Below are 24,781 nucleotides of genomic sequence, written 5' to 3' on the forward strand. Positions count from 1 at the left end.
ACATGACTGATAAAATAAAACCACTTCCTGATACCATTGACGAGCTGAAAGCACTTGTGCTTCAGCTTGAAAATAAATATAACCGTCTTCTAGAGCAATTTCGACTGGCTCAACATCAGCGCTTTGGTAAAAGCAGTGAATCTGACTCGACTCAATTTGATTTATTCAATGAAACAGAAGAAGAAATCATCATTGAAAATGATGACACACAAACGATTACCTACACTCGTCAAAAGCCAAAACGCCAACGCTTACCTGAAGACTTACCGCGTACTGTTATTATCCACGACATAAAAGATAAAACTTGTAAGTGTTGCGGTCTAGAGATGCATGCGATGGGTAAAGACATCAGTGAAAAGTTGGAATTTGTACCAGCTAAAGTGGAAGTTATTCAACATGTTCGTCCTAAATATGCTTGCCGAAATTGTGAAAAAAACAATACTTCAGTAGACATTAAACAAGCCCCAATGCCAGCGTCACCAATCCCTAAAGGGATTGCGACCGCAAGTTTACTTGCTCAAATTATTACGGCTAAATTTCAATACAGTCTTCCACTTTATCGTCAAGAAACGTTATTTCAGCAATGGGGTATCATTATTGGACGGCGAACGATGGCGGATTGGTTAATAAAATGCTCGGTACTATTTACCCCTCTTAATAACGAGTTACATCGTATTTTGCTTGAACAACCCACTCTGCATTGTGATGAAACAACGGTAAATGTGTTGGATGTTGAAAAAGCAAAATGTTATATGTGGGTCTACTGCTCTGGCTATGATTCTCCAGGCTCTGGTGTTTTGCCTGGAATTGTACTTTATGATTATCAATCTAGCAGGCATGGCTACCATCCAGTTAACTTTTTAAAAGGTTATAACGGGTATTTACATACCGATGGTTACCAAGGTTATGAACAAACTGAAGCGATTTTAGTTGGCTGTTGGGCACACGCACGTCGACGATTTATTGAGGCTCAACGTGTTCAAGTAAAAGGGAAAACAGGGAGTGCAGATTGGGTATTGAGTAAAATCCAAAAGCTATACCGGATCGAATCGTTATTAAAAGAGGCTTCCCCTGAAGCCAAGTATGTTGCTAGGCAGACAGAAGCCCGCGATTTACTTAAAGAGCTCCGTGATTGGCTTGATAGCGCAGTTAGTCGAGTATCACCTAAAACAAAATTAGGTGAGGCGATTAGCTATACATTAAATCAATGGGATAAATTAGTTCGTTATATTGATGATGGATTGTTATCTATTGATAACAATCGAGCAGAGCGAGCGGTTAAACCGTTTGTTATCGGCCGGAAAAACTGGTTATTTTCGGGTTCAACGGCTGGTGCAGATTCAAGTGCAATGCTTTACAGCATTGTAGAAACAGCAAAGGCAAACGGATTAATCCCTTACGATTATATTAGGTATTGTCTAGATCGTTTATGTGTTGGATCGCCAGATATCGATTCACTTTTACCTTGGAATGTAAAAGACAAGGTGTAGTTCCCCGCACGCTTACTCAATTTCTAATCCTTCATCGAGACGATCATAGTGTTGATGTTCAGTACCTTGGCTGTGCATGATTAATCGATTTGCCGTTCTTGGTTTTAGTATACCGACGACAAAGCGAAGCATTTCAGTTCGAGTCACACTTTCTAATTCTTCTGTTACTCGCTCTTTATGATCAAAACTAAGATCTTTATTACCAATGCATGTCCAGAATCGCTGTGCTCGACCACGTAAATTGGTGTCTGGATCGGCGATTTGATCGATTAACCCTTGTTTACTGCTGTTCCATTGAGCTTCATTCAATTCTAATAGCACCATATAAAGCGCATTCAAAAACTCATCAATGGCATCGAGTAATAAAGCAGGAGGAGCCATTGGTGATTGAACATACAGAATCAACCCCGGGTATTTATTTAGAGGTAAATTACCGGTACCAACCATATAACCTAATTGTTGTTTTGTACGGATTTCATGGAAGAAAGACGCAGACATTAAATGGTTTGCAAGTGTATAAATAGCAAAACTGCGAGGATCTTTTTTTACCGATTGGTAATAAACTAACAGTGCAGAATCGGAATGGTCACAGAATAATTCGCGCTGAAAAGTACCAGAGCCCCCGAGCATGACTAAAGGACGGAAGGACTCACCGTAGCTTTGGTTCTGCATTCTTAATGCGTCTTTTAATGAATCCCCCAACTCTTGGGCTTCTTTTTCTGTCCAATCACCATAAACAAACATTTCGACATGAAGTTCGGCGAGCATCGCTTGAACAAAGTTAGGCAGTTCATCGACTTCAATGCTTTCTAAGGCTTCTAATAATACAGGGTAAGGTGGATTGTTTGGTTGCAAAATACCACTTAACGCATTGAAAAGTTGAGATATCGGACGCTCTTTTGATGCGTTACTCCAATGACGAATTAATTGGTTTTTGATGATATCAAATCGTTCTGCACTGAATTCTCTCGTCGCAAAACGTTTTAAAATTAAATCGAGTAATAAGGGCTGTTTTTGACTAAAGCCTGATAATGTGAGCGTTACTCCACCTTGATGGCAATACAGGTTGTATCCCATTCCTGCGATTTCGGCTTGATATGTTTGTTCACTCAATGCGTCCATCAGCATTTCAACACATAAACGTGTCTTTACTATTTTTCTAGGATCTGAAATCGAGTGAGGGCTGTCTATCGCGATATAAACAACGCCTTTAGGAACTCGAAATTCTTCTTCTTGTTTATGCCATAAACGAAAGCCAGGAAGATCGTCTATGAGTGTTGGATTTTCTTTATGTTCTGCAATTTTTTTAGGCTCTAAGTCATAACAGATATAAGGATTTTTCTCTGGTAGACAGAGATCGGTATGAAGTTCAAGCTCACTCCATGAGGCCAATTGCAGATCCGTTAATGGTGTTACAGAGTAAGGGGTTTGATACCACTTATCTTGACGATCATACGTTAACCCTTGTGCAACTAAAGTCACTCGCATTTGCGAAGGTGTTAGAAGATCAAGCAATTCGGTAATTTGATGTGCATGATAACCGTCCATCATGTAATCAGCATACATCGCGTCTTCTGGATTATAGCGTTGAAGGTTCATGACTAAGTGGCTGACAAGATCCAATGGTTTGCTTTTTTCTTGGAATTGAAAAGCCGATTCAGAGACTGCTTTTTTCTCTGTGTAACGCCATTCATCAAGTCCTTGTTGCCTAATTAATTCAATGTATTGAAATGTGGTTTTGATAATTTTGTCGGTATGTTCAACCCCTTTCTCTGTGAGGTTATAGGACAGAGTAAATTCTCTAAAATTACTCCCACTGACACCGCCGCCGGCCGTTAATGAATTAATGTAGCCCAATTTCTTTAGGTGTAGCATGAGGCTGCCATCACCTTCATAACCCAATAAATGACCGAGGTAATTTAATGGTTTTGTTTTGTACATTGGATCTTGGTTTGGTAAATGAAACGCCAAGCTCAGTTTGCGAACTTCTTTTAGAGGTTCGATATTTATCCAGCACGATTGCTCTTTTGGGGTGACATATGGAACCGCGACGGTTTTTTGTCGTAAATTTTGATTAGGGATAGACGCGAAAGATTGCGTGGCTAATAATTCCAACTCGCAAAGAGGGCGATTACCTAATACGACTGCGGTCATGAGATCGGCAGAGTAATATTGTTGGTAAAACTCAAGCATTTCATCGCGGATTGTTGATTTTTTAGTATCCGCAAGCGTATCAATGCTGCCTACAGAGAATTTAGAAAAAGGATGCGCTTGATTAATGGTTTCTTTATGGACTTGATAGATACGACGAACATCGTCTTTTAATTTTAATTTATATTCAGAATCAACAGCGAGTCTTTCTTTATCTACGGCTTCTGCATTAAAAAGAGAGGCGTAAAAGAATTGACTAAAACGGTCTAGACCTTCTTCAAAAGCGGTGTGGGATGTTTCAAAGAAAAATGTGGTGTTTTCTGTGCCAGTCCACGCATTATTAGATCCACCGTGTTGGTTTATAAACGAATGAAACTCACCGACTTTTGGGTATTTTTCTGTTCCAAGAAACAGCATGTGCTCTAAAAAATGAGCAAGACCTGGGCGATGTTCAGGATCATCAAAATGACCAACATTCACAGAGAGGGCAGCAGAAGAACGAGGGGCACTGTCATCTTGAATTAATAAAACGGAAAGTTTGTTATCGAGCTCAATAAGTCGATATTTCTTTTGATCATTAGGGCTGATATGCACAGGTATCTCCTGTTTTAAGACGTAAACCGTCTTAATTATTATATTTATTACTTAATTATGGCGCTGATACCACAGAGTAGCAAACTCTCTCTTTCCTCTTTTTTCAATTGCTTGCTACTATTGTGAGGTTAGTAATGATTTTGAGAATGATTCAATGAAAGTATTCATAATGCGTCATGGTGAAGCTGAAGCGTATGCAGCCTCTGATGAAGAGCGTAATTTAACATCGCACGGTGAAAGCCAATCAGCCGTAATTGCCAACTGGTTAATGAAAACACATCAAGTTGCTTTTGATTATGTATTAGTCAGCCCTTATGTTCGAGCACAACAAACATGGCAAGTGATTAAGCCAATATTAAATGTGGCAAAGGCTAAGGTAGAAATATCAGATGAGATAACACCTTATGGTGATTCTGATGATGTTGTAGAGTACGTAAAAGCATTAGGCAGCGTTGAAGCGATTAATAATGTATTAATTGTGTCTCATTTGCCATTAGTTGGGTATTTAACGGCTGATTTTGTTCCGGGGATTATGCCGCCAATGTTTCCTACATCGGCTATTTCGTGTGTTGAGTTTTCTCATCAGACAGGAAAAAGCGATTTATTGTGGTTACAGCAGCCATAAATAAAGAGAGATAATTTGAGGGTACGTTATTCCCTCAAATTATATTATCGGTCTGGGATCGAAAGTAAAACTAAAATGGCGCCTGCGCCACCAAATTCTAAAGGTGCTTGATGGAATGCCATTACGTCTGGGTGTTGGGCTAGCCATAAAGGGACTTTTTGTTTCAATATGTGCTTGCCGATACCGTGCATGACACTGGCACAAGATATATTTTCTTTTAAGCAATACGCAATCATTGAGCCTAACTCTCGTTTGGCTTCATCTTGCTTCATGCCATGCATATCTAAAAATACATCAGGGACATAAACCCCACGTCGTAGACGCTTTACTTCATACTTTGATACGCCATCACGCGCGTAGCGAACTGGGCCGTCTTCATTAAGAAGTGGGACAAATTCGTCAGAAAAGAAAAACTCTTCATTTTTCCCTTCTTTTAATGATTTTCTTTGCTTTTGTTGTTCGCTAAAGTTCTTACTCGGTTGATGGATTATGGTATCCTGTCGCAACTTTTTAGAGCCTTGTACTGCTTCACGGAACAGAGAAAGTTCGTCATCTGATAGGTGGTCGTTTTTACTCATTTTTAGATTCCAATAATTAACAGCAGTATTGTACTTGTTTTGGGGGCAATTTTGGATAAGATTTTTGTAGAAGAGGCAGTTTCTGAGCTTCATACGTTACAAGATATGTTACGTTGGACGGTAAGTCGTTTTAACGCTGCGGGCCTTTTTTATGGTCACGGAACAGATAATGCGTGGGATGAAGCGGTTCAGCTTGTACTTCCAACATTATATCTGCCTATCGATGTGCCTGCGCATGTGCGTGAATCTCGTCTTACTACAAGTGAGCGTTTACGTATTGTTGAGCGTGTTGTTCGTCGTATTAATGAACGTATTCCAACGGCTTATTTAACAAATAAAGCATGGTTTTGTGGATTAGAGTTTTTTGTTGATGAACGCGTTCTTGTGCCTCGATCTCCAATTGCTGAGTTAATTGAAGCACAATTTGAACCATGGTTAACTGAAACTCCAACACGAATTATGGATTTGTGTACTGGCAGTGGCTGTATTGCTATTGCGTGTGCTCATGCTTTCCCTGAAGCAGAAGTCGATGCGATTGATATCTCTACAGATGCCTTAATGGTTGCTGAACAAAATATTCAAGACCATGGAATGGAACAACAAGTGTTCCCTATGCGTTCTGATTTATTTCGTGATATTCCAAAAGATCAATACAACTTTATTGTGTCTAATCCTCCATATGTGGATGAAGAAGACATGAACAGTTTACCTGAAGAGTTTGAGCATGAGCCTGAATTAGGTTTGGCTGCGGGTACGGATGGATTGAAGTTAGTTCGTCGTATTTTAGCAAATGCACCTGATTATCTGACAGATGAAGGTTTTTTGATTTGTGAAGTGGGTAATTCAATGGTACATATGATGGAGCAATACCCAGATATTCCATTCACGTGGATCGAATTTGCTGACGGTGGACATGGTGTATTCATGTTAACTAAACAACAACTTCTTGACTGTGCTGATGAGTTCTCATTATACCGAGATTAAAAATTAGACAATTATTATTGTCTTAAAATACGTTGATACTTAAAGCCTGATGTTTTCATCGGGCTTTTTTTATAGTTCTTTAGTCTGAGACATCGCGAAATCTAAGCGATTACGTAGGTTTTGTTGCTTTTGAGCAGATTGATCACGACTTAATACTTTTAGAACTAAACGAAATAATTTCATAATGAATTTCTTACCACATAGTTTTATTATTGATAGATGTATCGACAGAATCCAATGAATCTTTACTCTTTGTATTAATAATGGTGGTTCTATTTTTATTTTATTTATTTTTTATTCCGATAAACAGAGAAACGCACCACATAGGGGGTTTACTCTTACTCTGATTCAAGCGAATATGGTTTTATAACGATTCATATACAAAATTTACAGAGGAAGTAATGGCTGGAAATTCTATAGGACAACATTTTCGAGTAACGACGTTTGGTGAAAGTCACGGTTTAGCTTTAGGCTGTATTGTGGATGGCTGTCCTCCGGGATTAGCGCTGACAGAAGCTGACTTACAGATTGACTTAGATCGTCGTAAACCTGGCACATCAAAATACACCACTCAACGCCGTGAAGCAGATGAAGTTAAGATTTTATCTGGTGTTTTTGAGGGCAGAACAACGGGTACGTCGATTGGTTTATTGATTGAAAATACCGACCAACGATCTAAAGATTATTCTGAGATTAAAGATAAGTTCCGTCCGGGACATGCCGATTACACCTATTACCAAAAGTATGGAGAACGTGATTACCGAGGTGGTGGTCGTTCTTCTGCTCGTGAAACCGCAATGCGTGTGGCTGCGGGTGCAGTAGCAAAGAAATACCTACAACAAGAATTTGGTATTGAGATCAGAGCTTACTTATCACAAATGGGTGATGTTGCTATTGAATCCGTTGATTGGAATGAAATTGAAAATAATGCCTTTTTCTGTCCAGATGCAAGTAAAGTTGATGCCTTTGATGAACTTATCCGTAAGTTGAAAAAAGAAGGTGATTCCATTGGTGCTAAGATCACGGTTGTGGCTAAAAGTGTGCCTGTCGGTTTAGGTGAGCCAGTGTTTGATCGTTTAGATGCTGATATTGCACATGCACTTATGGGTATTAACGCCGTTAAAGGGGTTGAGATTGGTGATGGTTTTGAGGTTGTTCAGCAACGTGGTTCTGAACACCGTGACCCATTAACGCCTGAAGGCTTCAGTTCAAACCATGCCGGCGGTGTTTTGGGTGGTATTTCATCTGGGCAAGATATCATTGCTCATATTGCATTAAAACCAACCTCAAGCATTACGGTTCCGGGTGAAACAATTACTCGTCGTGGTGAAAAAACAGAGCTAATTACTAAGGGTCGTCATGATCCATGTGTTGGCATTCGCGCAGTACCGATTGCTGAAGCAATGCTTGCCATTGTGGTTATGGATCATTTAGTTCGTCATCGTGGCCAAAATTTTGGCGTACAAACTGAAACACCAAAAATTTAAAGAAGAGCCTAAGAACTCAACGGTACAGACGAGTAAAAGCAGGAAGATATTCTGCATTATAAAATAGAGATACATAAAAAAGCCAGATTGAATACCATTATCAATCTGGCTTTTTTGTTCTATAGGGTCTAAATTTCTTGGTGTTAAGTTGTGCTTACTTTGGCCTAAAATTTAGTGTCTTTAACATTTAATTCTTTTCAATTGTTTCTTGCTGATCTTCTGCGATATCCAAATGGAATACAGGTAAGCACCAGCCAAATTTTACGGCGGCCATGCGTGCAGAGAAACCGACAGTCAGAGTGACGATTGTTGCAATTAGTTCACTTACGTCAAATCGTAATAATCCAATGTATAACACTGACGATAGCAGAGAGATTGAAGCATACAATTCTTTGTGTAAGACCATTGGCATTTGGCGGCAAAATAAATCACGTAATAACCCACCAAATACACCAGTGACAATCGCAGCAACCACACAAATAAGGGGGTGCAAGCCCATATCTAAAGCCACTTGAGAGCCGATGATACTAAATACAATTAATCCAATGGCATCAAGCAATACAAAGAAACGATGATTTTTCGCTACCCATGGACCGACCCACGTAGTGAGTACACCTGCAATACAAGTAATGACTAGAAAGTGTGGGTTTTTAACCCAACCAACAGGGTAATGACCAAGTAAAATGTCACGAATCGTTCCACCACCAATTGCGGTTGCGCTCGCTACTAACATTACTCCGAACCAATCCATCTTTTTCTTACCCGCTGCCAATGCACCTGTCATTGCTTCAGCGGTTATTCCAATAATATAAAGAATTGTTAATAACATTTTCTAATACCATAACGTGCCATGTAGGCGAAATAATAAGAAAAGGATTTTATGAAATTTAAGCTCTCATGACGAATGAAAAAAACTATTCTGATGGTTTTCAGATTAGTTTTTTTAATCCAAATGTGGGTATTAATGATCTTTAGGTCTATGGGTTCTTATATTCAGTATCTTTTGATGTACGCCTCTACGAAGACTTTTAAATGTATTTTCAAGTTTATCAATACCCAATAGTACAAAGAGAGCAAGCAGCGTAATAATGATGGACTGTTGAATGTAGCCTAGAGCAATCATCATTCCTAATGCCGCGAGTACCCAAATGATTGCCGCAGAGGTTACGCCGTGTATCTTTCCATCCAATGTCATCATGACACCTGCACCAAGAAATCCAATGCCTGTAATTATTTGACCTAATACTCTGGCGTGATCAAGTGAGTTTTCTGAGAGGGACATCGCCATCGCAAGGAAAAAATAGGTTCCTGAAATGATTAAAATAGAGGTTCTAATGCCTACAGGCTTTCCTCTTGTTTGGCGTTCAGTACCGATAAGAAAACCATTAAAAGCACAGGCAATGAGTGCCGTCCAAGAAAATGGGCCTAGGTCAAGTAAGTGTTCTAGGTTAAATATGGTGTTCTCCATCAAGAGAAAGGCTCCCGTATGTATCACTAATATAGTTAGGTTAGTAAAGAAAGCGGAGAATAGCAGTTGGTATTTTGAACAGATAATGAATAATTTTTAAAGAGAAGATAAAAATTATTCATCTACGTGTCTCTTTTGGGATTGATAGAGTAAAATACTCGTCTATTTATTATTGCTAAGTCTGTTTTATGTCTCACCAATACCAAGATTTGATTGCAGTGTTTAACGCCACCTTTCTAGATTCATTTAATACTAAGTTAGAATTGGGGGGGGATGAACCTATTTATTTGCCAGCAGATGAGGAACATGATTCTCATCGTATTATCTTTGCAAGAGGGTTTTATGCCTCTGGTATGCATGAGATTGCTCATTGGTGTGTTGCAGGCCATGAACGACGTTTACTTGAAGATTTTGGCTATTGGTATGAGCCTGATGGGCGTACTGAAAAAGTACAAGCTGAATTTGAAAAAGTAGAAATTCGTCCTCAAGCTTATGAGTGGATTTTATCATTGAGTGCAGGGTTAAAATTTAATGTCAGTTGTGACAACTTAAATGGCGATTTTGAACCAGATCGTTTAGCATTCATGACTAAAGTGCATAATGAAGTGATGTCTGTTTTAGATGACGGTTTACCACCGCGAGTTGAGATGTTATCTACTGCGTTACGTGACTTTTACCAAACCGCCCCATTAACTAAAGAACAATTTATTGTCCAATAGGAAAGAAATGATCATTGAATTTGAAGAAAAACTGCTTGAATTAATTGATGCTCGTATTGAAACTGCATCAGATGATGAGTTATTTGCTGGTGGGTATTTACGTGGGCATATTTCCCTGTCAGTAGCGAAATGTGAAGAGCAGGGCGTTAGTGATCTTGATGTATTAAAACAGCATATTAATGACAGTTTAGAAGCCGCAAAATCTGAATTATCTCCAGCAGACAGAATCATTGTTGCTGATTTATGGGATCTTTTACGCAATTAACCTTAATTTATTAAGGTTAATCTTACGTACCCTACACAAACATTTATATCAATAACGTATAATTTACATAATTAAATTTTATCTATTTTATACGTTGGAGATATAAATGCAGCAACTACAACAGACGTTGTCTGAACAGATGCGCATCAATGACCACGAAATTGAACGACGAAAGGTACTGCTTAATTTTATCGATGAAGATGCGGATACGCTGAAGCATTGTTTAAAATGGGTAGAACCTTTTGTCGATGCTATTGTTGCTCGATTTTATGTGGCTCAAACGCAATTGCCTGAAATTTCTTTAGTGATCGGAGATAAAGAAACATTATCTCGTCTGCATGTCAGTATGGCTAAGTACACGTTAGAGTTATTCAGTGGCCTGTATGACCAAGCGTATGTCGATAAACGGTTAAGAATTGGTAAAATTCACCATCGTATTGGTGTGAGTCCAAAGCTTTACCTTTCTGGTATTAATCAACTTCAGTTACTGATTGAAGAAGTTATTGCAGAACAAGCCCACCTTTATAATCAATCCTCTCAAGACATCACACTATCATTAAGAAAGTTATTCTATTTTGATAATCAGCTGGTGTTTGATACTTATATTGCCAGCTTGCAAATTGAAGTTGAATCTGCAAATCAACAGCTTGAATTGTACGCTCATAATTTAGAAAACGTGGTGGCAAAACGCACGGCAGAGCTGACGGACTTATCGATGAAAGATGCATTGACTGGATTATATAATCAACGTGCATTTTATGAATTACTTGAGAAAAGTTTCAATATTACAGAGCGTTGCCAACAACACCTGACTTTACTTTATATTGATATCAATTTCTTTAAAGAAGTGAATGATACTCATGGACATAAAGCGGGGGATGAGGTCTTAGTTGGTTTTGCTCAATCGGCAACGCAAATTATACGAAAGATGGATTTTGTATCCCGTTATGGCGGCGATGAATTTTGTATCGTGTTACCTAACACTAAAATCGAAGAAGCAAAGAATTTATGCTTACGTTTAATTGAATTGTTTGATAAAAGCTCAGAGCATCCTGTTACGTTAAGTATTGGCGGGGCATCGCTGTATCCGGGGGCTAAATTGAGTATGGATAAATTGATTATTGCTGCGGATAATAAAATGTATCAAGCGAAACAAATTTGTCATGAAACTCGTCAGCATCACTTTGAGTTAATGCCAAGAGATGAGTTGAATGTCACTCGAATGGTAAATAATAAATAATTGAAGACCTAGTTAATGCATTAATGATTGGCTAGGTCTTTTCTTTACATTAGCGCTTAAATGTACCTAAAGAAATTAATTTATCTCTAAGTAAATCCACTAACTTAGTTTGAGATGATTGCTCTCTAATGGTTCCCGTTGTATTCCCCCATACAGGCCCAGGCCATGCAACATCAGTCGTAAAACGAGCAATATGGTGAATATGCAATTGAGGAACTAAATTACCTAATGCGCCTAGGTTAATTTTGTCTGGAGAAAAATTATCTTCTAAAAGTTGTGCGACAGCGCTCGACTCTTGAATAAACTGACCTTGTTGCTCTGGAGTCATGTGGTGAATTTCTTTCAGATCATTTATACGAGGAACTAAAATAAGCCAAGGACCAATGTCTTCTTTTATTAATAAAACTTGGCATAGTGGAAGATCCCCTAAAAGGACGCAATCTTGCTGTAAACGTGGATGTAATTGAAAAGCCATTCCATTTCCTTGGTTTCTATCAGTAATGCTTTGTTATATCATAATCAGTTCATAATAAAGAATAAGTGAAGCGATTCATGAGCGAAAAAATCGATAAAAATGTATATAACCCAACTTTTCAATGGGCATTCCTTCATCCTAGATATTGGCCTACGTGGTTAGCTGTTGGTTTTGGTATTATTTTAGCGTTTGTTCCTTTTCGATTGCGCGATAAACTTGCCGCTAAAATCGTTAAATTAGTTTTAAAGAAACCAAGCAGTGGTATTAAACGAGCGAAGTTGAATATTGCGACGTGTTTTCCTGAAAAATCTGAGCAAGAAAAACAAGAATTGTTAGAAAAAACATACATTACGGGAGCTCAAGTTATGCTTGGTCTTTCTGAGCTGCTTGTTCGTAGTCGTAAGCATAATGAAGCGCGTGGTATTTTTGTTGGTGGAGAAAATTTATTTCCTTTACTTGAACAAAAAGAGAATATTATTATTTTAGCCCCTCATGCTTGGGCTATCGATTTCCCTGCTATTTTACTTGCATCGCGTGGTTACCATGTGACTACGATGATGAAACCACAGAAAAACCCAATCACTGATTGGTTAATGCATGTTCAGCGTATGCAATATGGTGGGAAGATTTACGCACGTAGCGCTGGAATAAAACCATTGATTAAAGCGATTAAAGAAGGGTACTTAGCGTATTACCTTCCAGATGAAGATCATGGGCCACAAAACAGTGTTTTTGTTCCTTTTTTCGGTACGCAAAAAGCAACGCTTAAAGGCTTTGGTAAATTGGCGCGCTTGTCTAAAGCGAAAGTGGTTCCAATGTTGCCATCATATAATGCAGAAACGGGTCAATTTGAAATTATTACCTTACCTGCGATTGCCGATTTCCCAGCAGGTGATGAAGAAACAGACGCTCGGTCAATGAATATTGCGATCGAACAATTACTTGAGGGACATCCTGAGCAATATATGTGGGTGCTTAATTTATTGCGTTCTCGACCAGATGGCAGTCGTCTCTATTAAATAATAGAGAATGAGGTCGATATCGTTTATAGCCCGTTTAGTGGAAACACTAAGCGGGCTTTTTATTGCTATAAATTGTTAATAATAGTGCTCTTATTGATAGCGCATTCTTATTGTTAATTATTTGTGTGTTTATAAAGTCAATAGTTGTGTAGAATAAAACACAAGATAAAAAATAGATTATCATGTTTTAATTTTATCTAAGTGTTTGATTTTAAGTTGAATTTATTCTGTGAGAGATGAGTCTTTGATAGGGTGTCAGCTTGTATCTGGTTAAATTCAATATTTTTGTTAAAAAAGAGATCTTAATCATTTAATCAATCTAAGTTTTAACAAATGGCTAGGGTCTATCTTTTCTCAAAGCGTATACTTCTTATTACATTATACCTCTTTAGTTCCACGTGTTCTCTGTTCAAATAAAAATGCCGTTTAGCGCTAAGTTGACCAAATAAATGCCTAAATCACCCAATTTCCGCTTTTTTCAAGGCGGTCTGTTAAAACACCGTACCACACCGAAATTCTTAACAACTCAAACTGAATATTTTTCATTGCTTTTTTTATCGGCACTCGTTGGGGGGATCACCGGCTCTGTAGTTGCATTATTCGAAGAGTCTATTCGTTGGATCACAGAGCAGCGTTTAACGTTTGTTCATACGCTTCCTTACGCTGAATATATTGCTCTGGTTGCGGCTGTTTTAGCCGGGGCGGCTATGGCTGCGGTTGGTTTTTGGTTAACGTTTAAATTTGCACCAGAAGTGGCGGGCAGTGGTATTCCCCATATTGAAGGGGCACTTGATGGTACGCATGAAATCCGGTGGCATAGAGTATTACCGATTAAGTTTATTGCTGGCACATTAACTATTGGATCCGGGATGGTACTGGGTCGAGAAGGGCCATCTATTCAAATTGGTGGTGCCGTTGGACGAATGATTGCCAGTAAAGGTAAGCGTTTTAGTCACACAACTCATATTTTAACCGCAGCAGGTGCGGCGGCGGGGTTGGCTGCGGCATTTAATGCTCCTCTTGCTGGTATCCTATTTGTTGTCGAAGAAATGCGTCCGCAGTTTCGTTACAGTATTACGTCGATTAAATGCGTTACATTAGCGACAGCAGTCGCCACTATTGTTATGCGTTCTTTGCATGGACAAGCCGCGTTCTTGGATATACCTCACTTTGATGTCCCTCCATTACGATCTCTTATCTTATTTGCTGTTTTGGGTATTTTATTTGGGGTGATTGGGGTTAACTTTAATAAGTGGATTTTGAAAGGGACAAGTCGAGTTAAAGAATATCATCAAAATAAATTATCACGATTAGTGCTTGTTGGTGCGATGTTTGGTGGTACTTTTGCTTTTTTACAATTGGTGGTTCCTAAACTGTCAGGCAGTGGGATGGAGATCATTACAGAAATGTTTCATAGTCCAATGATGTGGATGGTAATGGTTGGATTTTTTGTTCTGAGAATTATTGTTACCGTCGCTTGTTTTGCATCTGGTGCTCCGGGGGGGATTTTTGCCCCAATGCTAACTCTAGGTACCTTATTAGGTTTGTCTTATGGCATCGTGATGGCGGCTTGGTTTCCTGAATGGGTTTCAGAACCCGGAGTTTACGCGATTGCAGGTATGGGGGCACTGTTTGCTGCCACAGTTCGAGCTCCGGTAACGGGGATAATACTCGTTGTTGAAATGACAAATAATTATCAACTAATTTTACCATTATTAGTGACGTGCCTAGGGGCTACCTTTATTGCGCAAGCTTTAGGCGGTCAACCGTTGTATTCAGCATTACTCAAACAATCGTTACTTGAGGATAAAGAGTTGAGGGTTGATAAAAATAGCCCAGCAAGTAATTAAAATAGATAACTCAGTATTAATTGACTCGAAATGAAGTCCACTGCAATACCATCTGCAACCATACGTCCCATCGTGTAACTTGCTGCTATATTCATCGAATATGGCAGTGAGTAACCAATTTCTACACCATAAGATAAACCGAACTCATCGAATTCTTTTGCACCTTTGATGGTAGTTTGGAGTGTTGTGCCATTCGTGGTTTCTTGAGATAAAGAGTCAATCATGAGATCCAGAGAGTACTTATTTGCACTTAATAGGCTTGCTAAGTAAAAATCAGAATCAAAAAGATAAGAAAGGTATTTTAAGTTGATGCCATAAGAGCGTAAGCGTGCGGGGAACTACACCTTGTCTTTTACATTCCAAGGTAAAAGTGAATCGATATCTGGCGATCCAACACATAAACGATCTAGACAATACCTAATATAATCGTAAGGGATTAATCCGTTTGCCTTTGCTGTTTCTACAATGCTGTAAAGCATTGCACTTGAATCTGCACCAGCCGTTGAACCCGAAAATAACCAGTTTTTCCGGCCGATAACAAACGGTTTAACCGCTCGCTCTGCTCGATTGTTATCAATAGATAACAATCCATCATCAATATAACGAACTAATTTATCCCATTGATTTAATGTATAGCTAATCGCCTCACCTAATTTTGTTTTAGGTGATACTCGACTAACTGCGCTATCAAGCCAATCACGGAGCTCTTTAAGTAAATCGCGGGCTTCTGTCTGCCTAGCAACATACTTGGCTTCAGGGGAAGCCTCTTTTAATAACGATTCGATCCGGTATAGCTTTTGGATTTTACTCAATACCCAATCTGCACTCCCTGTTTTCCCTTTTACTTGAACACGTTGAGCCTCAATAAATCGTCGACGTGCGTGTGCCCAACAGCCAACTAACATCGCTTCAGTTTGTTCATAACCTTGGTAACCATCGGTATGTAAATACCCGTTATAACCTTTTAAAAAGTTAACTGGATGGTAGCCATGCCTGCTAGATTGATAATCATAAAGTACAATTCCAGGCAAAACACCAGAGCCTGGAGAATCATAGCCAGAGCAGTAGACCCACATATAACATTTTGCTTTTTCAACATCCAACACATTTACCGTTGTTTCATCACAATGCAGAGTGGGTTGTTCAAGCAAAATACGATGTAACTCGTTATTAAGAGGGGTAAATAGTACCGAGCATTTTATTAACCAATCCGCCATCGTTCGCCGTCCAATAATGATACCCCATTGCTGAAATAACGTTTCTTGACGATAAAGTGGAAGACTGTATTGAAATTTAGCCGTAATAATTTGAGCAAGTAAACTTGCGGTCGCAATCCCTTTAGGGATTGGTGACGCTGGCATTGGGGCTTGTTTAATGTCTACTGAAGTATTGTTTTTTTCACAATTTCGGCAAGCATATTTAGGACGAACATGTTGAATAACTTCCACTTTAGCTGGTACAAATTCCAACTTTTCACTGATGTCTTTACCCATCGCATGCATCTCTAGACCGCAACACTTACAAGTTTTATCTTTTATGTCGTGGATAATAACAGTACGCGGTAAGTCTTCAGGTAAGCGTTGGCGTTTTGGCTTTTGACGAGTGTAGGTAATCGTTTGTGTGTCATCATTTTCAATGATGATTTCTTCTTCTGTTTCATTGAATAAATCAAATTGAGTCGAGTCAGATTCACTGCTTTTACCAAAGCGCTGATGTTGAGCCAGTCGAAATTGCTCTAGAAGACGGTTATATTTATTTTCAAGCTGAAGCACAAGTGCTTTCAGCTCGTCAATGGTATCAGGAAGTGGTTTTATTTTATCAGTCATGTAGATGACTATATAACGATAATACAGGTAATCAATCGGTTGCCTCCTATTCTTGACTGAGAATCAACTATTTAAAGGGTTGTTTGATAATGTACCGGTTGATGTCCTAAGATATCAAAACCTTGTAATAGCAGTGTCAGTTGCTGCTCTGATAATGCTAACGTATCGTTATTTATATTTCGTGGCCATTTGAAGCGGTCTTCATCTAATCGCTTGTACCATAAAGCGAATCCTGTTTTATCCCAATACAATATTTTGAGTTTATCACGAGGCTTATTGCAAAATATAAATAGAGCATCACTAAACGGTGATAGTTGCATTTCTTGCTCAACAATCACGACAAGGCCATTAATGGCCTTGCGAAAATCGACAAAATCACGATGAAGATAAATGGTGGAAACATCAGTAAATACATTCATGATTGATACCCTTTTAATAAGAGTCCTATCCAGTGAGGTTCAGTATTAGCTGGCAATGTTAATCGCAATTTTCCGATAGAAAGTTGAATATCTGGTAATTGTGGAGTGGCGATGATAGTTGATGTTAACGCTTCTACTTTCAAGAAAGTAGAAGCGTTAATCTTTTGTTTCCATCGTGCTTTACGTGCACTAAATGTCTTTGGCAGAATATTATGGTTACGACAAAATTCAGCGGCACTAAGCTTGCTAGATTGCTGAGATTCAAATAGAGCGTGCCATTGCTCTGGTGTTCTCTTTTTATCTTTTTGCATAATTACGTTCTCGTTAAATGAAAGATCGTAAGATACGCATAATGAATTTTATTTGTTAGGTGTAGTTCCCCGCACGCTTACATAAGAGCTTGCATCGACGTTGGTTCGTTCATAATTAAGGCCGTCAGAAACATTTCGTTCAAAGTTACCTATTTTATTATATTCAAATTCAAGAATTAGAAAATAATTTGGGGCTAACATGAACGGATAACCTGCTTTAATGAACAAGCTATCTTCTAAGTCAATTTCTGCGCCATTTAAAGTTAACGATGACTTTTGTAACCCTGAAGATAAATAGATACTGTCTATTTTTGCTAGGCTGTTGGTCGAAAACAAACAAATAAGGCATATAAATACATATTTCATAGGCTCCATCCATATTGATAATCATCAAAAAGTATTGGCTTTAGGCATAAGTCGTTTTAGTTATTTTTTATTTTAAAATGGACGTATTATCTAATGCTTTTAGTCTAGACCTTTTGGGATTATGTTTTTCTGGATGTTGCGTTATTGTTAAATTGCGAGCTATTTTTATTGTGCGTTATAAAGATAACCCATTTAAAATTAATGGGTTATCTCGTATTCTTATTTTTGAGATTGATTGGTAGGTTTATTTTTTATAAGCTCTTATCATGAAATCAGCTTTACAGATGAACGATGTTTTATTTGCTAAATCATGTTTAAATTCAGGTGTGGCTTTCCATGAAAAAGGCGTCATATCCAGTAAATGTAATGCTTCAATGCCCGTTAATGACATATCGTAAGTAAGCTTTTCTTCTTTTACCAATTCAAAGCCTTCAATTTCCTCAGCGGCTTCATCGTGTAAGCGTACTTCACCATAAACTTCTTCACGTAGCTCAAATAAGTGATGACTTGCAGGGGTTACAGTAAACAAATAACCCTCGTCTTTAATCGTACGTTGTAACTCTTCGGCTTTGCATGGCGCATAAATGCGAACAATGCCATTTAAACTTTGATCAGAGAAAGGCAAACGATGGCTCGATGCCACGCTAAATTGACAGTTTGGATAACGTTTTGCGGCAAATTTAATCGCTACTTTTGATATGTCTAGTCCAAATACTTGAGCGCGTCTTTCTACAAGGCGGTTCTGAATTTCGGCAGTGTAATAACCTTCACCACAACCGATATCTAATAAGGTAGATGATTCATCAGTAAGGTAGGTTTGACAAAAATCAGCAACCAGCTGTTGCATAGGTTGGTAATGTCCTGCTTCTAAAAAAGCACGTCTTGCTTGCATCATCTCTTTATTATCACCCGGGTTCTTCGAGCGTTTATGATGTGCAGGCATGAGATTCACATACCCTTCTTTTGCATTATCAAATTGATGATTATTTTCACAGCGATATTGATTATGCGTAACGTGTAATTCGTGCTGGCATAAAGGGCATTGATAAGACATGGAAACACCTGGAAATTAGTTTAGCCGAAGTGTACTTCTTCATTGGCGGAATAAAAAGAGCCACGGATAAATATTCTATAGCGATAATTACCTTAGAATCTTAACGTTCATAATGTGATTTACTTCAAATACAGCGGCTAATAGAAACTAATAAGACCTTTTTTGTTATAAAAATTAAGTGATCAGGCTCACTCTACTTTATTCGACTCTCGCATTAATGTGTGATTTCGATCGAAATGAAGTTAAAAAAGTCTAAATTTAAAAAGGTTTAGACTTTCATATCTTGCTGTTTATCCTTGATTTATGTTTTTTTACGTCACTTGTTTTTGATCACGTTCAAACTATTTACTCTATTAATTTTGCAGAGCGAATTAATGTTGCATGATTGCTGTCAACGGATTCGACAAAACATGTATGGATTGCAAGAATTCTTGAGTTAGGCGTTCAACTTATAGAACCGTCAAACCAATATAAGTTCAAAAATATAGGGTATATAACATGAAAAAGACACTTTTAGCATTAGCGGTACCAGCACTACTTATGGCTGGCTCTGCATCAGCAACAACGGTATACACAGCAGAAGATGGTTCGACAATTGATGTATATAGCCGTTTAGGTTTTAACATTACTGACCGTGCAGGCATGGGTGAAGAGGGCGATTCAGTTGGTAATTTTGATGCACGTATCGGTCTAGGTGGCTCTCAAGTCGTTAATGATAAAGTGTCTGTTATTGGTTGGGCAGAATATCAAGTAAATGCGGCTGAAGCTCGCGGCAATGGCGATTGGTCACCTCGTTACGTATGGGCGGGTATTGACGCTTCTGAAGCGGGTAAAGTGACTTTTGGTCGTGTTGCTTCAGGCATCATTATGCTTTCTGATTTAGGCGATGTATTTGCGGCTTCTGATGTGGTTTTAGGTCGTCAAATGGAGTTAGTTGATAATTCAGCAGCTCAAACATTCCGCCAAGATGGCACTATTCAATATCAAAACAGTTTTGGTGCGTTTGATATGTCAGTTGCTTACATTTTAGGTAACTCAGATTCAGACCAAGATGGTTCTTACAATGCAGTAGGTCGCTACACATTTGATTTAGGTAACGCGGGTACATTAGCACCTGTTATAGCATACCAAGCAAACAGTACCGGTGAAAACGCAGATAATCCAGATGCAGATTACACATTCTGGGGTGCGGGTCTTCAATACAAACTGAATGAATTAACGCTTGCTGCAATGTATAACCAAGATGAAATCGAAGGTGTGTACTCTGATAAATCAACAGATAAGAGCTATGAATTAACAGCGGTATACAACATCAATGATGATTGGACAGCGCGCATGGGCTACCGCTCATTAGAAAACAGCGGTGGTGATGAAGCGGAATACAAAGATACTACCTTTGAAGTTCAATACCACTTAACGGCTCGTTCTTCTATCTACACAAGTTACGTGATGCGTAACGGTGAAAATGGCAAAGCAGTACCTGCGAGCACTAACGTGATGAGCTGGAACGACGCTGAAGAAGATTACTACCACTTAGGTCTTCGCTATGAATTCTAATCTGACCAATAATATTGATATTGCTGTTTATCTATAAGGGTGGATTCTTAGTTAATTATCAATCAGGTTAGAATACTCAAATCCTCGCTAATTCGTTAGCGAGGATTTTTTATTTAAGGGCATAATATTCAGTGAAGATCGGATATAAAAAATCCCCGCAAGAGCGAGGATTTAGAATTGAGTTACTGTGTTCTGATTATGCGTTAAAAATTTGCGCCATTTCAGTAGAGCATAAATGGTATTGACGTGGGCAGTTACGCCATGTTGTTAACATACGACGGTACTTGTCCATCATAGGCATTTGGCTATTAAAATGATGATCCGCTTTATCAAACTGAGGGTATAGACCTTCAGAGTTTGTAAGGAAACGCACATAGTTTACTTGCTGTGCTTCAGTCGCAATATCAAAACCTAAAAACTGTAAACGACGTGCATCTACTTTTGCTTGGCATTCAGGGATCAGCATATTGTAAGATTCTTGCATTGCATGGTACATCTCCATGAAGTCGATAATTTCACGACATTCTGTTTCAGAGATACTGCCAAAATCTTTGTCTAATTCACGAATTTGCAGTTCATAACCACGTTCAACAATCAGTTGTTGGCGTTGGTATTTTTCCGCGTTTTCTGGATCCATTTGTGACATCAGATAATACTGGTTTGAAAGGATCAAGCGTTGAGCATTAGTCATATCCATTAGGATAACCTCAAAATTATTATTTAAATTTATATAAAAAGTTGAAGCTAGATTAACAGTAAATGTAACACATAGAACATGATCTACATTAAGTAATGTGATCTTAGCTTAGCCCTGTGATGTTTCCATTACTATCAATATCTAAATTCATGAATGCGGGTTTTTCAGGCAAGCCAGGCATTGTCATTACGTTGCCACATAAGGCATACACAAAGCCTGCACCAGCACACAATCGTAATTCACGAATCGGTACAATAAAGTCAGTTGGAGCGCCTTTAATGTTGCCATCAGTCGATATCGATGCCGGTGTTTTTGCCATGCATACTGATAAGTGTTGATAGCCTAACTGTTCAAACATAGCGAGTTGTTGCTGTGCTTTTTCTGAAAGTTCAAGGCGTTCAGCGCCATATCCTTTTATGGCTACAGCGGTTAATTTGTCTAGTAAACTCATGTCTGGAGTATAAAGTGGCGTAAACTCTGTTTCTTGTGCGCATGCGATTAGCACTTTTTGGGCGAGTTCGCGAGTGCCTTCGCCTCCTTTTCCAAATGCTTCACTAATGGCAACATCAAGGTTTAGTTCAGAAGACTGACTCGTAACCCAATCAGCTAAAAAATCGAGCTCTTCTTGAGTGTCTTCAGGGAATCGATTTATGGCAACAACAACAGGCAACCCATATTTAGCACAGTTTTTGATGTGCCAATGTAAATTATCTAATCCTGCAATTAATGCCTCTTGATTTGGTACAAAGAGTGCTTTAGGTAAGGATTGACCTGATGATAGAGGAAACAATCCCGAATTTGCTTTTATTCCACGTAATGTGGCCACTAACACGGTATAATCGGTCAATTTTAAGGCGATGTTATCAGCAATAATCGACGAGTTACCATGAGCGATGTTTGCGAATGGCCCAGAATGAACGAACGTTGGAACGCCTTCAAGTGTTTGCATTAACGTTGGATTGATTGCGAATTTCATTGTGACTGTCATTGCGCCAGCCACTTGCAAGTCTTCTGTGGTGATAGGCAGTCCATCAAGGTTGTAAGCAACAACAATGCGACCGATACGTTGACGAAGATCTTGAAGGTCAGTGGCTAAAGCGAGAATGGCCATTAATTCTGAAGCGGCAGTTATATCGAAACCATCTTCGCGTTCATAACCATTAATGGTTTTATTGTCTTCATTCTTTCCGATGGTCACCATGCGTAGAGCACGGTCATTATGGTCCATCACTCGTTTCCAAACCACTTGGGTTGGATCAATACGTAATGCGGGGAGATCATTCTTTTCTGAAAAAATGTTATAACCCAAACGTTGTTCGTGATAAATACGTGCGTCAATAGCGGCGGAAGCGAGGTTATGTGCGGCCGTTATTGCATGGATATCACCTGTTAAATGTAGGTTTAATTCTTCCATAGGAGCGACTTGGCTATAACCACCACCCGCGGCACCGCCTTTTACCCCAAAAACGGGACCCATTGAGGGTTGACGAATACAAGCACTGACGGATTCCCCTAATTTAGCTAAGCCTTGTGCTAATCCTATGGTTGTTACCGTTTTTCCTTCCCCTAAAGGCGTTGGAGTGATTGCGGTAACCAAAATAAGTTTTCCACTTGGTTTATCTTCAAGGTGTTTTAAGGCATCAATATTGACTTTCGCTTTATAGCGACCTTGTGGCGTAATGTCATCATCATGCAGCCCTAAGTTAGACGCAATCGTTTTCATTCTTATAAGTGTCGCAGTTTGGCAGATCTCAATATCGCTTTTCATAATAACGGGAACCTTTAGGAAAGAGTTAAACACCAGAAAAGAAGCGCCTGTTTTATACCACATAAATAGGGGGAGACAGAATGAATTACCTAAAAATAATGTGGAATTGATGGAAATATTTATAAGCTGTGATCAAAGAGTATGAACAAGGTTTAAGAATAGGTTAACAGCGTGTGATACGATTTATTGTCAGTTTTATTATCAAGGAATGATGAAGTAATGTCTTGGCGTGATTTAAGTTTCCGACGTCGTTTACTATCAGTAATGACTATTTCAGGGATAGGGAAGTTATTTATTTTATCTGTGTGTGCCTTCTTTTATGTAAAGCATTGGGAATCTCAAGACAGTGGTGAAAAGGCGCTCGGTATTGCGACGTTTCTATCTCAATCTCCTCACGTAATATTAGCCGTTAAAAATAATGATCCTGAAATCATTGCAGAAAAAATAGAGCGTCTTCGCTCATCCATTGGTGCGGCATTTATTGTTGTTGGTAATGAGAAAGGCATACGTATCGCTCATCCAATAAAGGAACGCATAGGTAAAGCAATGCAAGGGGGGGACAATCAGCAAGCTTTGCTGTTTGGTCATTCTTATATTTCTTATGCTAAGGGATCGCTAGGTAAATCAGTTCGGGGTAAAACACCGATCCTAGATGACTCTGGTGAGATTATTGGGGTGGTGTCTGTCGGTTATTTATTGACGACCATAGACAGTAAAGTATCTCATTTTTTATTTTTCTTCTTAGGGATGGCGGTGCTTGTTATTTTTGCGAATGCCATTATTGCCAATTACATTGCATGTCGCTTTCAAAAGTCGATTTTTGGCTTTGAGCCAGAAGCGTTTGGGCGTTTGTATAAAGAACAACAAGTCACCCTCTCTACGTTACGAGAGGGCGTATTAAGTATTGATGCGAGTGGTAAATTACGTTCAATCAATAACAGTGCGTGTGAGATTTTAGGTATTGACCCTAAACGCTCTCTGAATCGACCTTTTTCCGACGTATTACCAGACAGTGACCTCACCAAATTATTAGTGACACATAAATCAGAGCATGACATCGAATTATTGTTGAACGGACAAGCGGTAATAGCGAACCGTGAATTGATTCAAATGGATGGCGAAGTCATTGGCGCGGTATCGAGTTTTAGGCGTAAAGACGAAATCAGTGAGTTAACGATTCAGCTGTCTCAAGTGAAGCAATACGCAGATTTACTGCGTTCACAAACGCACGAACACCGTAATAAATTAAATACCATTAGTGGGTTAATTCAACTTGGTCGCATTGAAGAAGTTCAACAGATAATTGGTCAAGAAAGCCTTCGCTATCAAAAGTTAATTTAATTCTTAAGAGAGAGTATTTCAGAGCCAATGATTGCGGGGGTGCTTTTAGGAAAAAGTGAACGAGCAAGAGAGCTTGGTTTACAACTCGAAATAGAAGAAGGGACACAGTTAGGCTTATTACCTGAGCATATTCGTGCAGAAGATTTGGTCACGATTATTGGTAACCTTATCGATAATGCCTTTGATGCTACGTTAAGTGTGGCAAAGCAGAGCACATATCCCATCGTAGTGAGTGTGACTGATTTTGGTCAAGAGTTGATCATTGAGGTGGAAGATAGAGGCTGTGGGTTACCAGAATCGCTAACGTTAAAGCAACTGACTAAAAGAGGTATTTCTACCAAATCAGATCAGGGAAGAGGTGTTGGACTGCATTTAATTCAGCAACTTGTTGATCACTATCGAGGTGAGTTTACGGTACACAGTGAAACGGATGTAGGTACAGTGATGACCATCTATTTACCAAAAGAATGGCTTAAAAAGTCGTCATGATAAAA

The 24,781-nt window shown here is 38.9% G+C and carries 23 protein-coding genes and 1 pseudogene; 11 read left to right on the forward strand and 13 right to left on the reverse strand.

Going from position 1 to position 24,781, the window contains the following annotated elements; translation table 11 throughout:
- The first annotated feature begins 2 nt into the window (after nt 1-2).
- The gene (locus VSAL_RS11360; RefSeq protein WP_012549008.1) at nt 3-1,490 is read left to right on the forward strand and encodes an IS66-like element ISVsa2 family transposase; all 1,488 of its coding nucleotides are present in this window, start codon (nt 3-5) and stop codon (nt 1,488-1,490) included.
- 12 nt (nt 1,491-1,502) lie between these two features.
- Here VSAL_RS11360 and VSAL_RS11365 read toward each other — a convergent pair whose 3' ends face one another.
- Nucleotides 1,503-4,235: an insulinase family protein gene (locus VSAL_RS11365; RefSeq protein WP_044583301.1), complete on the reverse strand. Its 2,733-nt coding sequence runs from the start codon at nt 4,233-4,235 to the stop codon at nt 1,503-1,505.
- 154 nt (nt 4,236-4,389) lie between these two features.
- Here VSAL_RS11365 and sixA point away from each other — a divergent pair, with 154 nt between their 5' ends.
- On the forward strand, nt 4,390-4,860 hold the full coding sequence (gene sixA, locus VSAL_RS11370; RefSeq protein ID WP_012550686.1) for a phosphohistidine phosphatase SixA: 471 nt from the start codon (nt 4,390-4,392) through the stop codon (nt 4,858-4,860).
- 44 nt (nt 4,861-4,904) lie between these two features.
- Here the strand turns inward: sixA and smrB are convergent, their stop codons facing one another.
- Nucleotides 4,905-5,438: an endonuclease SmrB gene (gene smrB, locus VSAL_RS11375; protein ID WP_012550687.1), complete on the reverse strand. Its 534-nt coding sequence runs from the start codon at nt 5,436-5,438 to the stop codon at nt 4,905-4,907.
- Between the two features lie 51 nt (nt 5,439-5,489).
- Between smrB and prmB the strand changes: the two genes are divergently transcribed.
- Together prmB and aroC are read left to right on the forward strand one after the other, a co-directional pair.
- Nucleotides 5,490-6,422, forward strand: a complete 933-nt coding sequence (gene prmB / locus VSAL_RS11380; protein ID WP_044583302.1) for a 50S ribosomal protein L3 N(5)-glutamine methyltransferase — start codon at nt 5,490-5,492, stop codon at nt 6,420-6,422.
- Nucleotides 6,423-6,823: 401 nt separating this feature from the next.
- Entirely contained in the window at nt 6,824-7,909 is a 1,086-nt protein-coding gene (gene aroC / locus VSAL_RS11385; RefSeq protein WP_012550689.1) for a chorismate synthase, read from the forward strand.
- A gap of 187 nt (nt 7,910-8,096) precedes the next feature.
- Here aroC and VSAL_RS11390 read toward each other — a convergent pair whose 3' ends face one another.
- Both VSAL_RS11390 and VSAL_RS11395 read right to left on the reverse strand, forming a co-directional pair.
- Nucleotides 8,097-8,738, reverse strand: coding sequence for a trimeric intracellular cation channel family protein (locus VSAL_RS11390; RefSeq protein ID WP_012550690.1), 642 nt, complete (start codon nt 8,736-8,738; stop codon nt 8,097-8,099).
- A 132-nt stretch (nt 8,739-8,870) separates the two neighbouring features.
- Nucleotides 8,871-9,377, reverse strand: coding sequence for an MgtC/SapB family protein (locus VSAL_RS11395; protein ID WP_012550691.1), 507 nt, complete (start codon nt 9,375-9,377; stop codon nt 8,871-8,873).
- 188 nt (nt 9,378-9,565) lie between these two features.
- Here VSAL_RS11395 and VSAL_RS11400 point away from each other — a divergent pair, with 188 nt between their 5' ends.
- From VSAL_RS11400 to VSAL_RS11410, 3 genes are all read left to right on the forward strand, one after another.
- Nucleotides 9,566-10,096: an elongation factor P hydroxylase gene (locus VSAL_RS11400; protein WP_012550692.1), complete on the forward strand. Its 531-nt coding sequence runs from the start codon at nt 9,566-9,568 to the stop codon at nt 10,094-10,096.
- Nucleotides 10,097-10,103: 7 nt separating this feature from the next.
- Complete coding sequence (locus VSAL_RS11405) at nt 10,104-10,361, forward strand: YfcL family protein (RefSeq protein WP_012550693.1); 258 nt, start codon at nt 10,104-10,106, stop codon at nt 10,359-10,361.
- A 106-nt stretch (nt 10,362-10,467) separates the two neighbouring features.
- Entirely contained in the window at nt 10,468-11,601 is a 1,134-nt protein-coding gene (locus VSAL_RS11410; RefSeq protein ID WP_012550694.1) for a GGDEF domain-containing protein, read from the forward strand.
- Nucleotides 11,602-11,650: 49 nt separating this feature from the next.
- Here the strand turns inward: VSAL_RS11410 and VSAL_RS11415 are convergent, their stop codons facing one another.
- Nucleotides 11,651-12,076, reverse strand: coding sequence for an HIT domain-containing protein (locus VSAL_RS11415; protein ID WP_012550695.1), 426 nt, complete (start codon nt 12,074-12,076; stop codon nt 11,651-11,653).
- A 77-nt stretch (nt 12,077-12,153) separates the two neighbouring features.
- Between VSAL_RS11415 and lpxM the strand changes: the two genes are divergently transcribed.
- Both lpxM and clcA read left to right on the forward strand, forming a co-directional pair.
- Nucleotides 12,154-13,095 carry a lauroyl-Kdo(2)-lipid IV(A) myristoyltransferase gene (gene lpxM / locus VSAL_RS11420; RefSeq protein WP_012550696.1) on the forward strand — a complete coding sequence of 314 codons (942 nt, stop codon included), beginning with the start codon at nt 12,154-12,156 and terminating at the stop codon, nt 13,093-13,095.
- Nucleotides 13,096-13,547: 452 nt separating this feature from the next.
- Entirely contained in the window at nt 13,548-14,948 is a 1,401-nt protein-coding gene (gene clcA, locus VSAL_RS11425; protein ID WP_012550697.1) for a H(+)/Cl(-) exchange transporter ClcA, read from the forward strand.
- Here clcA and VSAL_RS11430 read toward each other — a convergent pair.
- From VSAL_RS11430 to rlmA, 6 genes are all read right to left on the reverse strand, one after another.
- Nucleotides 14,945-15,172, reverse strand: a complete 228-nt coding sequence (locus VSAL_RS11430; protein ID WP_197535564.1) for a hypothetical protein — start codon at nt 15,170-15,172, stop codon at nt 14,945-14,947. The two genes, clcA and VSAL_RS11430, sit on opposite strands and share 4 nt — an antisense overlap.
- A gap of 114 nt (nt 15,173-15,286) precedes the next feature.
- Complete coding sequence (locus tag VSAL_RS11435) at nt 15,287-16,774, reverse strand: IS66-like element ISVsa2 family transposase (protein ID WP_012549088.1); 1,488 nt, start codon at nt 16,772-16,774, stop codon at nt 15,287-15,289.
- A 71-nt stretch (nt 16,775-16,845) separates the two neighbouring features.
- Nucleotides 16,846-17,193 (reverse strand): IS66 family insertion sequence element accessory protein TnpB, encoded by a 348-nt coding sequence (tnpB, locus tag VSAL_RS11440; protein WP_012548924.1) that lies wholly within the window; start codon nt 17,191-17,193, stop codon nt 16,846-16,848.
- Nucleotides 17,190-17,504 carry an IS66 family insertion sequence element accessory protein TnpA gene (gene tnpA / locus VSAL_RS11445; protein WP_012548925.1) on the reverse strand — a complete coding sequence of 105 codons (315 nt, stop codon included), beginning with the start codon at nt 17,502-17,504 and terminating at the stop codon, nt 17,190-17,192. The genes tnpB and tnpA overlap by 4 nt, the downstream gene beginning before the upstream one ends.
- A gap of 48 nt (nt 17,505-17,552) precedes the next feature.
- Nucleotides 17,553-17,870, reverse strand: coding sequence for a hypothetical protein (locus VSAL_RS11450; RefSeq protein WP_197535565.1), 318 nt, complete (start codon nt 17,868-17,870; stop codon nt 17,553-17,555).
- Nucleotides 17,871-18,114: 244 nt separating this feature from the next.
- Nucleotides 18,115-18,924, reverse strand: coding sequence for a 23S rRNA (guanine(745)-N(1))-methyltransferase (gene rlmA, locus VSAL_RS11455; protein ID WP_012550698.1), 810 nt, complete (start codon nt 18,922-18,924; stop codon nt 18,115-18,117).
- 498 nt (nt 18,925-19,422) lie between these two features.
- Here rlmA and VSAL_RS11460 point away from each other — a divergent pair, with 498 nt between their 5' ends.
- Complete coding sequence (locus VSAL_RS11460; RefSeq protein ID WP_012550699.1) at nt 19,423-20,481, forward strand: porin; 1,059 nt, start codon at nt 19,423-19,425, stop codon at nt 20,479-20,481.
- A gap of 196 nt (nt 20,482-20,677) precedes the next feature.
- Here VSAL_RS11460 and VSAL_RS11465 read toward each other — a convergent pair whose 3' ends face one another.
- The gene (locus VSAL_RS11465; protein WP_012550700.1) at nt 20,678-21,178 is read right to left on the reverse strand and encodes a YfbU family protein; all 501 of its coding nucleotides are present in this window, start codon (nt 21,176-21,178) and stop codon (nt 20,678-20,680) included.
- A 103-nt stretch (nt 21,179-21,281) separates the two neighbouring features.
- Nucleotides 21,282-22,946 carry a formate--tetrahydrofolate ligase gene (locus VSAL_RS11470; RefSeq protein WP_012550701.1) on the reverse strand — a complete coding sequence of 555 codons (1,665 nt, stop codon included), beginning with the start codon at nt 22,944-22,946 and terminating at the stop codon, nt 21,282-21,284.
- 219 nt (nt 22,947-23,165) lie between these two features.
- On the opposite strand from VSAL_RS11470, the pseudogene VSAL_RS11475 reads away from it, so the two are divergent.
- Nucleotides 23,166-24,776 (forward strand): annotated as a pseudogene (locus VSAL_RS11475) (ATP-binding protein).
- Nucleotides 24,777-24,781 lie beyond the last annotated feature (5 nt).

Origin of the sequence: Aliivibrio salmonicida LFI1238 (genome assembly GCF_000196495.1) — a bacterium.
GTDB classification, from domain to species: domain Bacteria; phylum Pseudomonadota; class Gammaproteobacteria; order Enterobacterales; family Vibrionaceae; genus Aliivibrio; species Aliivibrio salmonicida.

Excerpts from the sequence above, each read along its gene's own strand:
- VSAL_RS11360 (WP_012549008.1), top strand. The coding sequence starts at position 3 with ATGACTGATAAAATAAAACCACTTCCTGATACCATTGACGAGCTGAAA.
- sixA (WP_012550686.1), top strand. The coding sequence starts at position 4,390 with ATGAAAGTATTCATAATGCGTCATGGTGAAGCTGAAGCGTATGCAGCC.
- smrB (WP_012550687.1), bottom strand. The coding sequence starts at position 5,438 with ATGAGTAAAAACGACCACCTATCAGATGACGAACTTTCTCTGTTCCGT.
- aroC (WP_012550689.1), top strand. The coding sequence starts at position 6,824 with ATGGCTGGAAATTCTATAGGACAACATTTTCGAGTAACGACGTTTGGT.
- VSAL_RS11390 (WP_012550690.1), bottom strand. The coding sequence starts at position 8,738 with ATGTTATTAACAATTCTTTATATTATTGGAATAACCGCTGAAGCAATG.
- VSAL_RS11395 (WP_012550691.1), bottom strand. The coding sequence starts at position 9,377 with ATGGAGAACACCATATTTAACCTAGAACACTTACTTGACCTAGGCCCA.
- VSAL_RS11400 (WP_012550692.1), top strand. The coding sequence starts at position 9,566 with ATGTCTCACCAATACCAAGATTTGATTGCAGTGTTTAACGCCACCTTT.
- VSAL_RS11405 (WP_012550693.1), top strand. The coding sequence starts at position 10,104 with ATGATCATTGAATTTGAAGAAAAACTGCTTGAATTAATTGATGCTCGT.
- VSAL_RS11410 (WP_012550694.1), top strand. The coding sequence starts at position 10,468 with ATGCAGCAACTACAACAGACGTTGTCTGAACAGATGCGCATCAATGAC.
- VSAL_RS11415 (WP_012550695.1), bottom strand. The coding sequence starts at position 12,076 with ATGGCTTTTCAATTACATCCACGTTTACAGCAAGATTGCGTCCTTTTA.
- lpxM (WP_012550696.1), top strand. The coding sequence starts at position 12,154 with ATGAGCGAAAAAATCGATAAAAATGTATATAACCCAACTTTTCAATGG.
- clcA (WP_012550697.1), top strand. The coding sequence starts at position 13,548 with ATGCCTAAATCACCCAATTTCCGCTTTTTTCAAGGCGGTCTGTTAAAA.
- VSAL_RS11430 (WP_197535564.1), bottom strand. The coding sequence starts at position 15,172 with ATGATTGACTCTTTATCTCAAGAAACCACGAATGGCACAACACTCCAA.
- VSAL_RS11435 (WP_012549088.1), bottom strand. The coding sequence starts at position 16,774 with ATGACTGATAAAATAAAACCACTTCCTGATACCATTGACGAGCTGAAA.
- tnpB (WP_012548924.1), bottom strand. The coding sequence starts at position 17,193 with ATGAATGTATTTACTGATGTTTCCACCATTTATCTTCATCGTGATTTT.
- tnpA (WP_012548925.1), bottom strand. The coding sequence starts at position 17,504 with ATGCAAAAAGATAAAAAGAGAACACCAGAGCAATGGCACGCTCTATTT.
- VSAL_RS11450 (WP_197535565.1), bottom strand. The coding sequence starts at position 17,870 with ATGAAATATGTATTTATATGCCTTATTTGTTTGTTTTCGACCAACAGC.
- rlmA (WP_012550698.1), bottom strand. The coding sequence starts at position 18,924 with ATGTCTTATCAATGCCCTTTATGCCAGCACGAATTACACGTTACGCAT.
- VSAL_RS11460 (WP_012550699.1), top strand. The coding sequence starts at position 19,423 with ATGAAAAAGACACTTTTAGCATTAGCGGTACCAGCACTACTTATGGCT.
- VSAL_RS11465 (WP_012550700.1), bottom strand. The coding sequence starts at position 21,178 with ATGGATATGACTAATGCTCAACGCTTGATCCTTTCAAACCAGTATTAT.
- VSAL_RS11470 (WP_012550701.1), bottom strand. The coding sequence starts at position 22,946 with ATGAAAAGCGATATTGAGATCTGCCAAACTGCGACACTTATAAGAATG.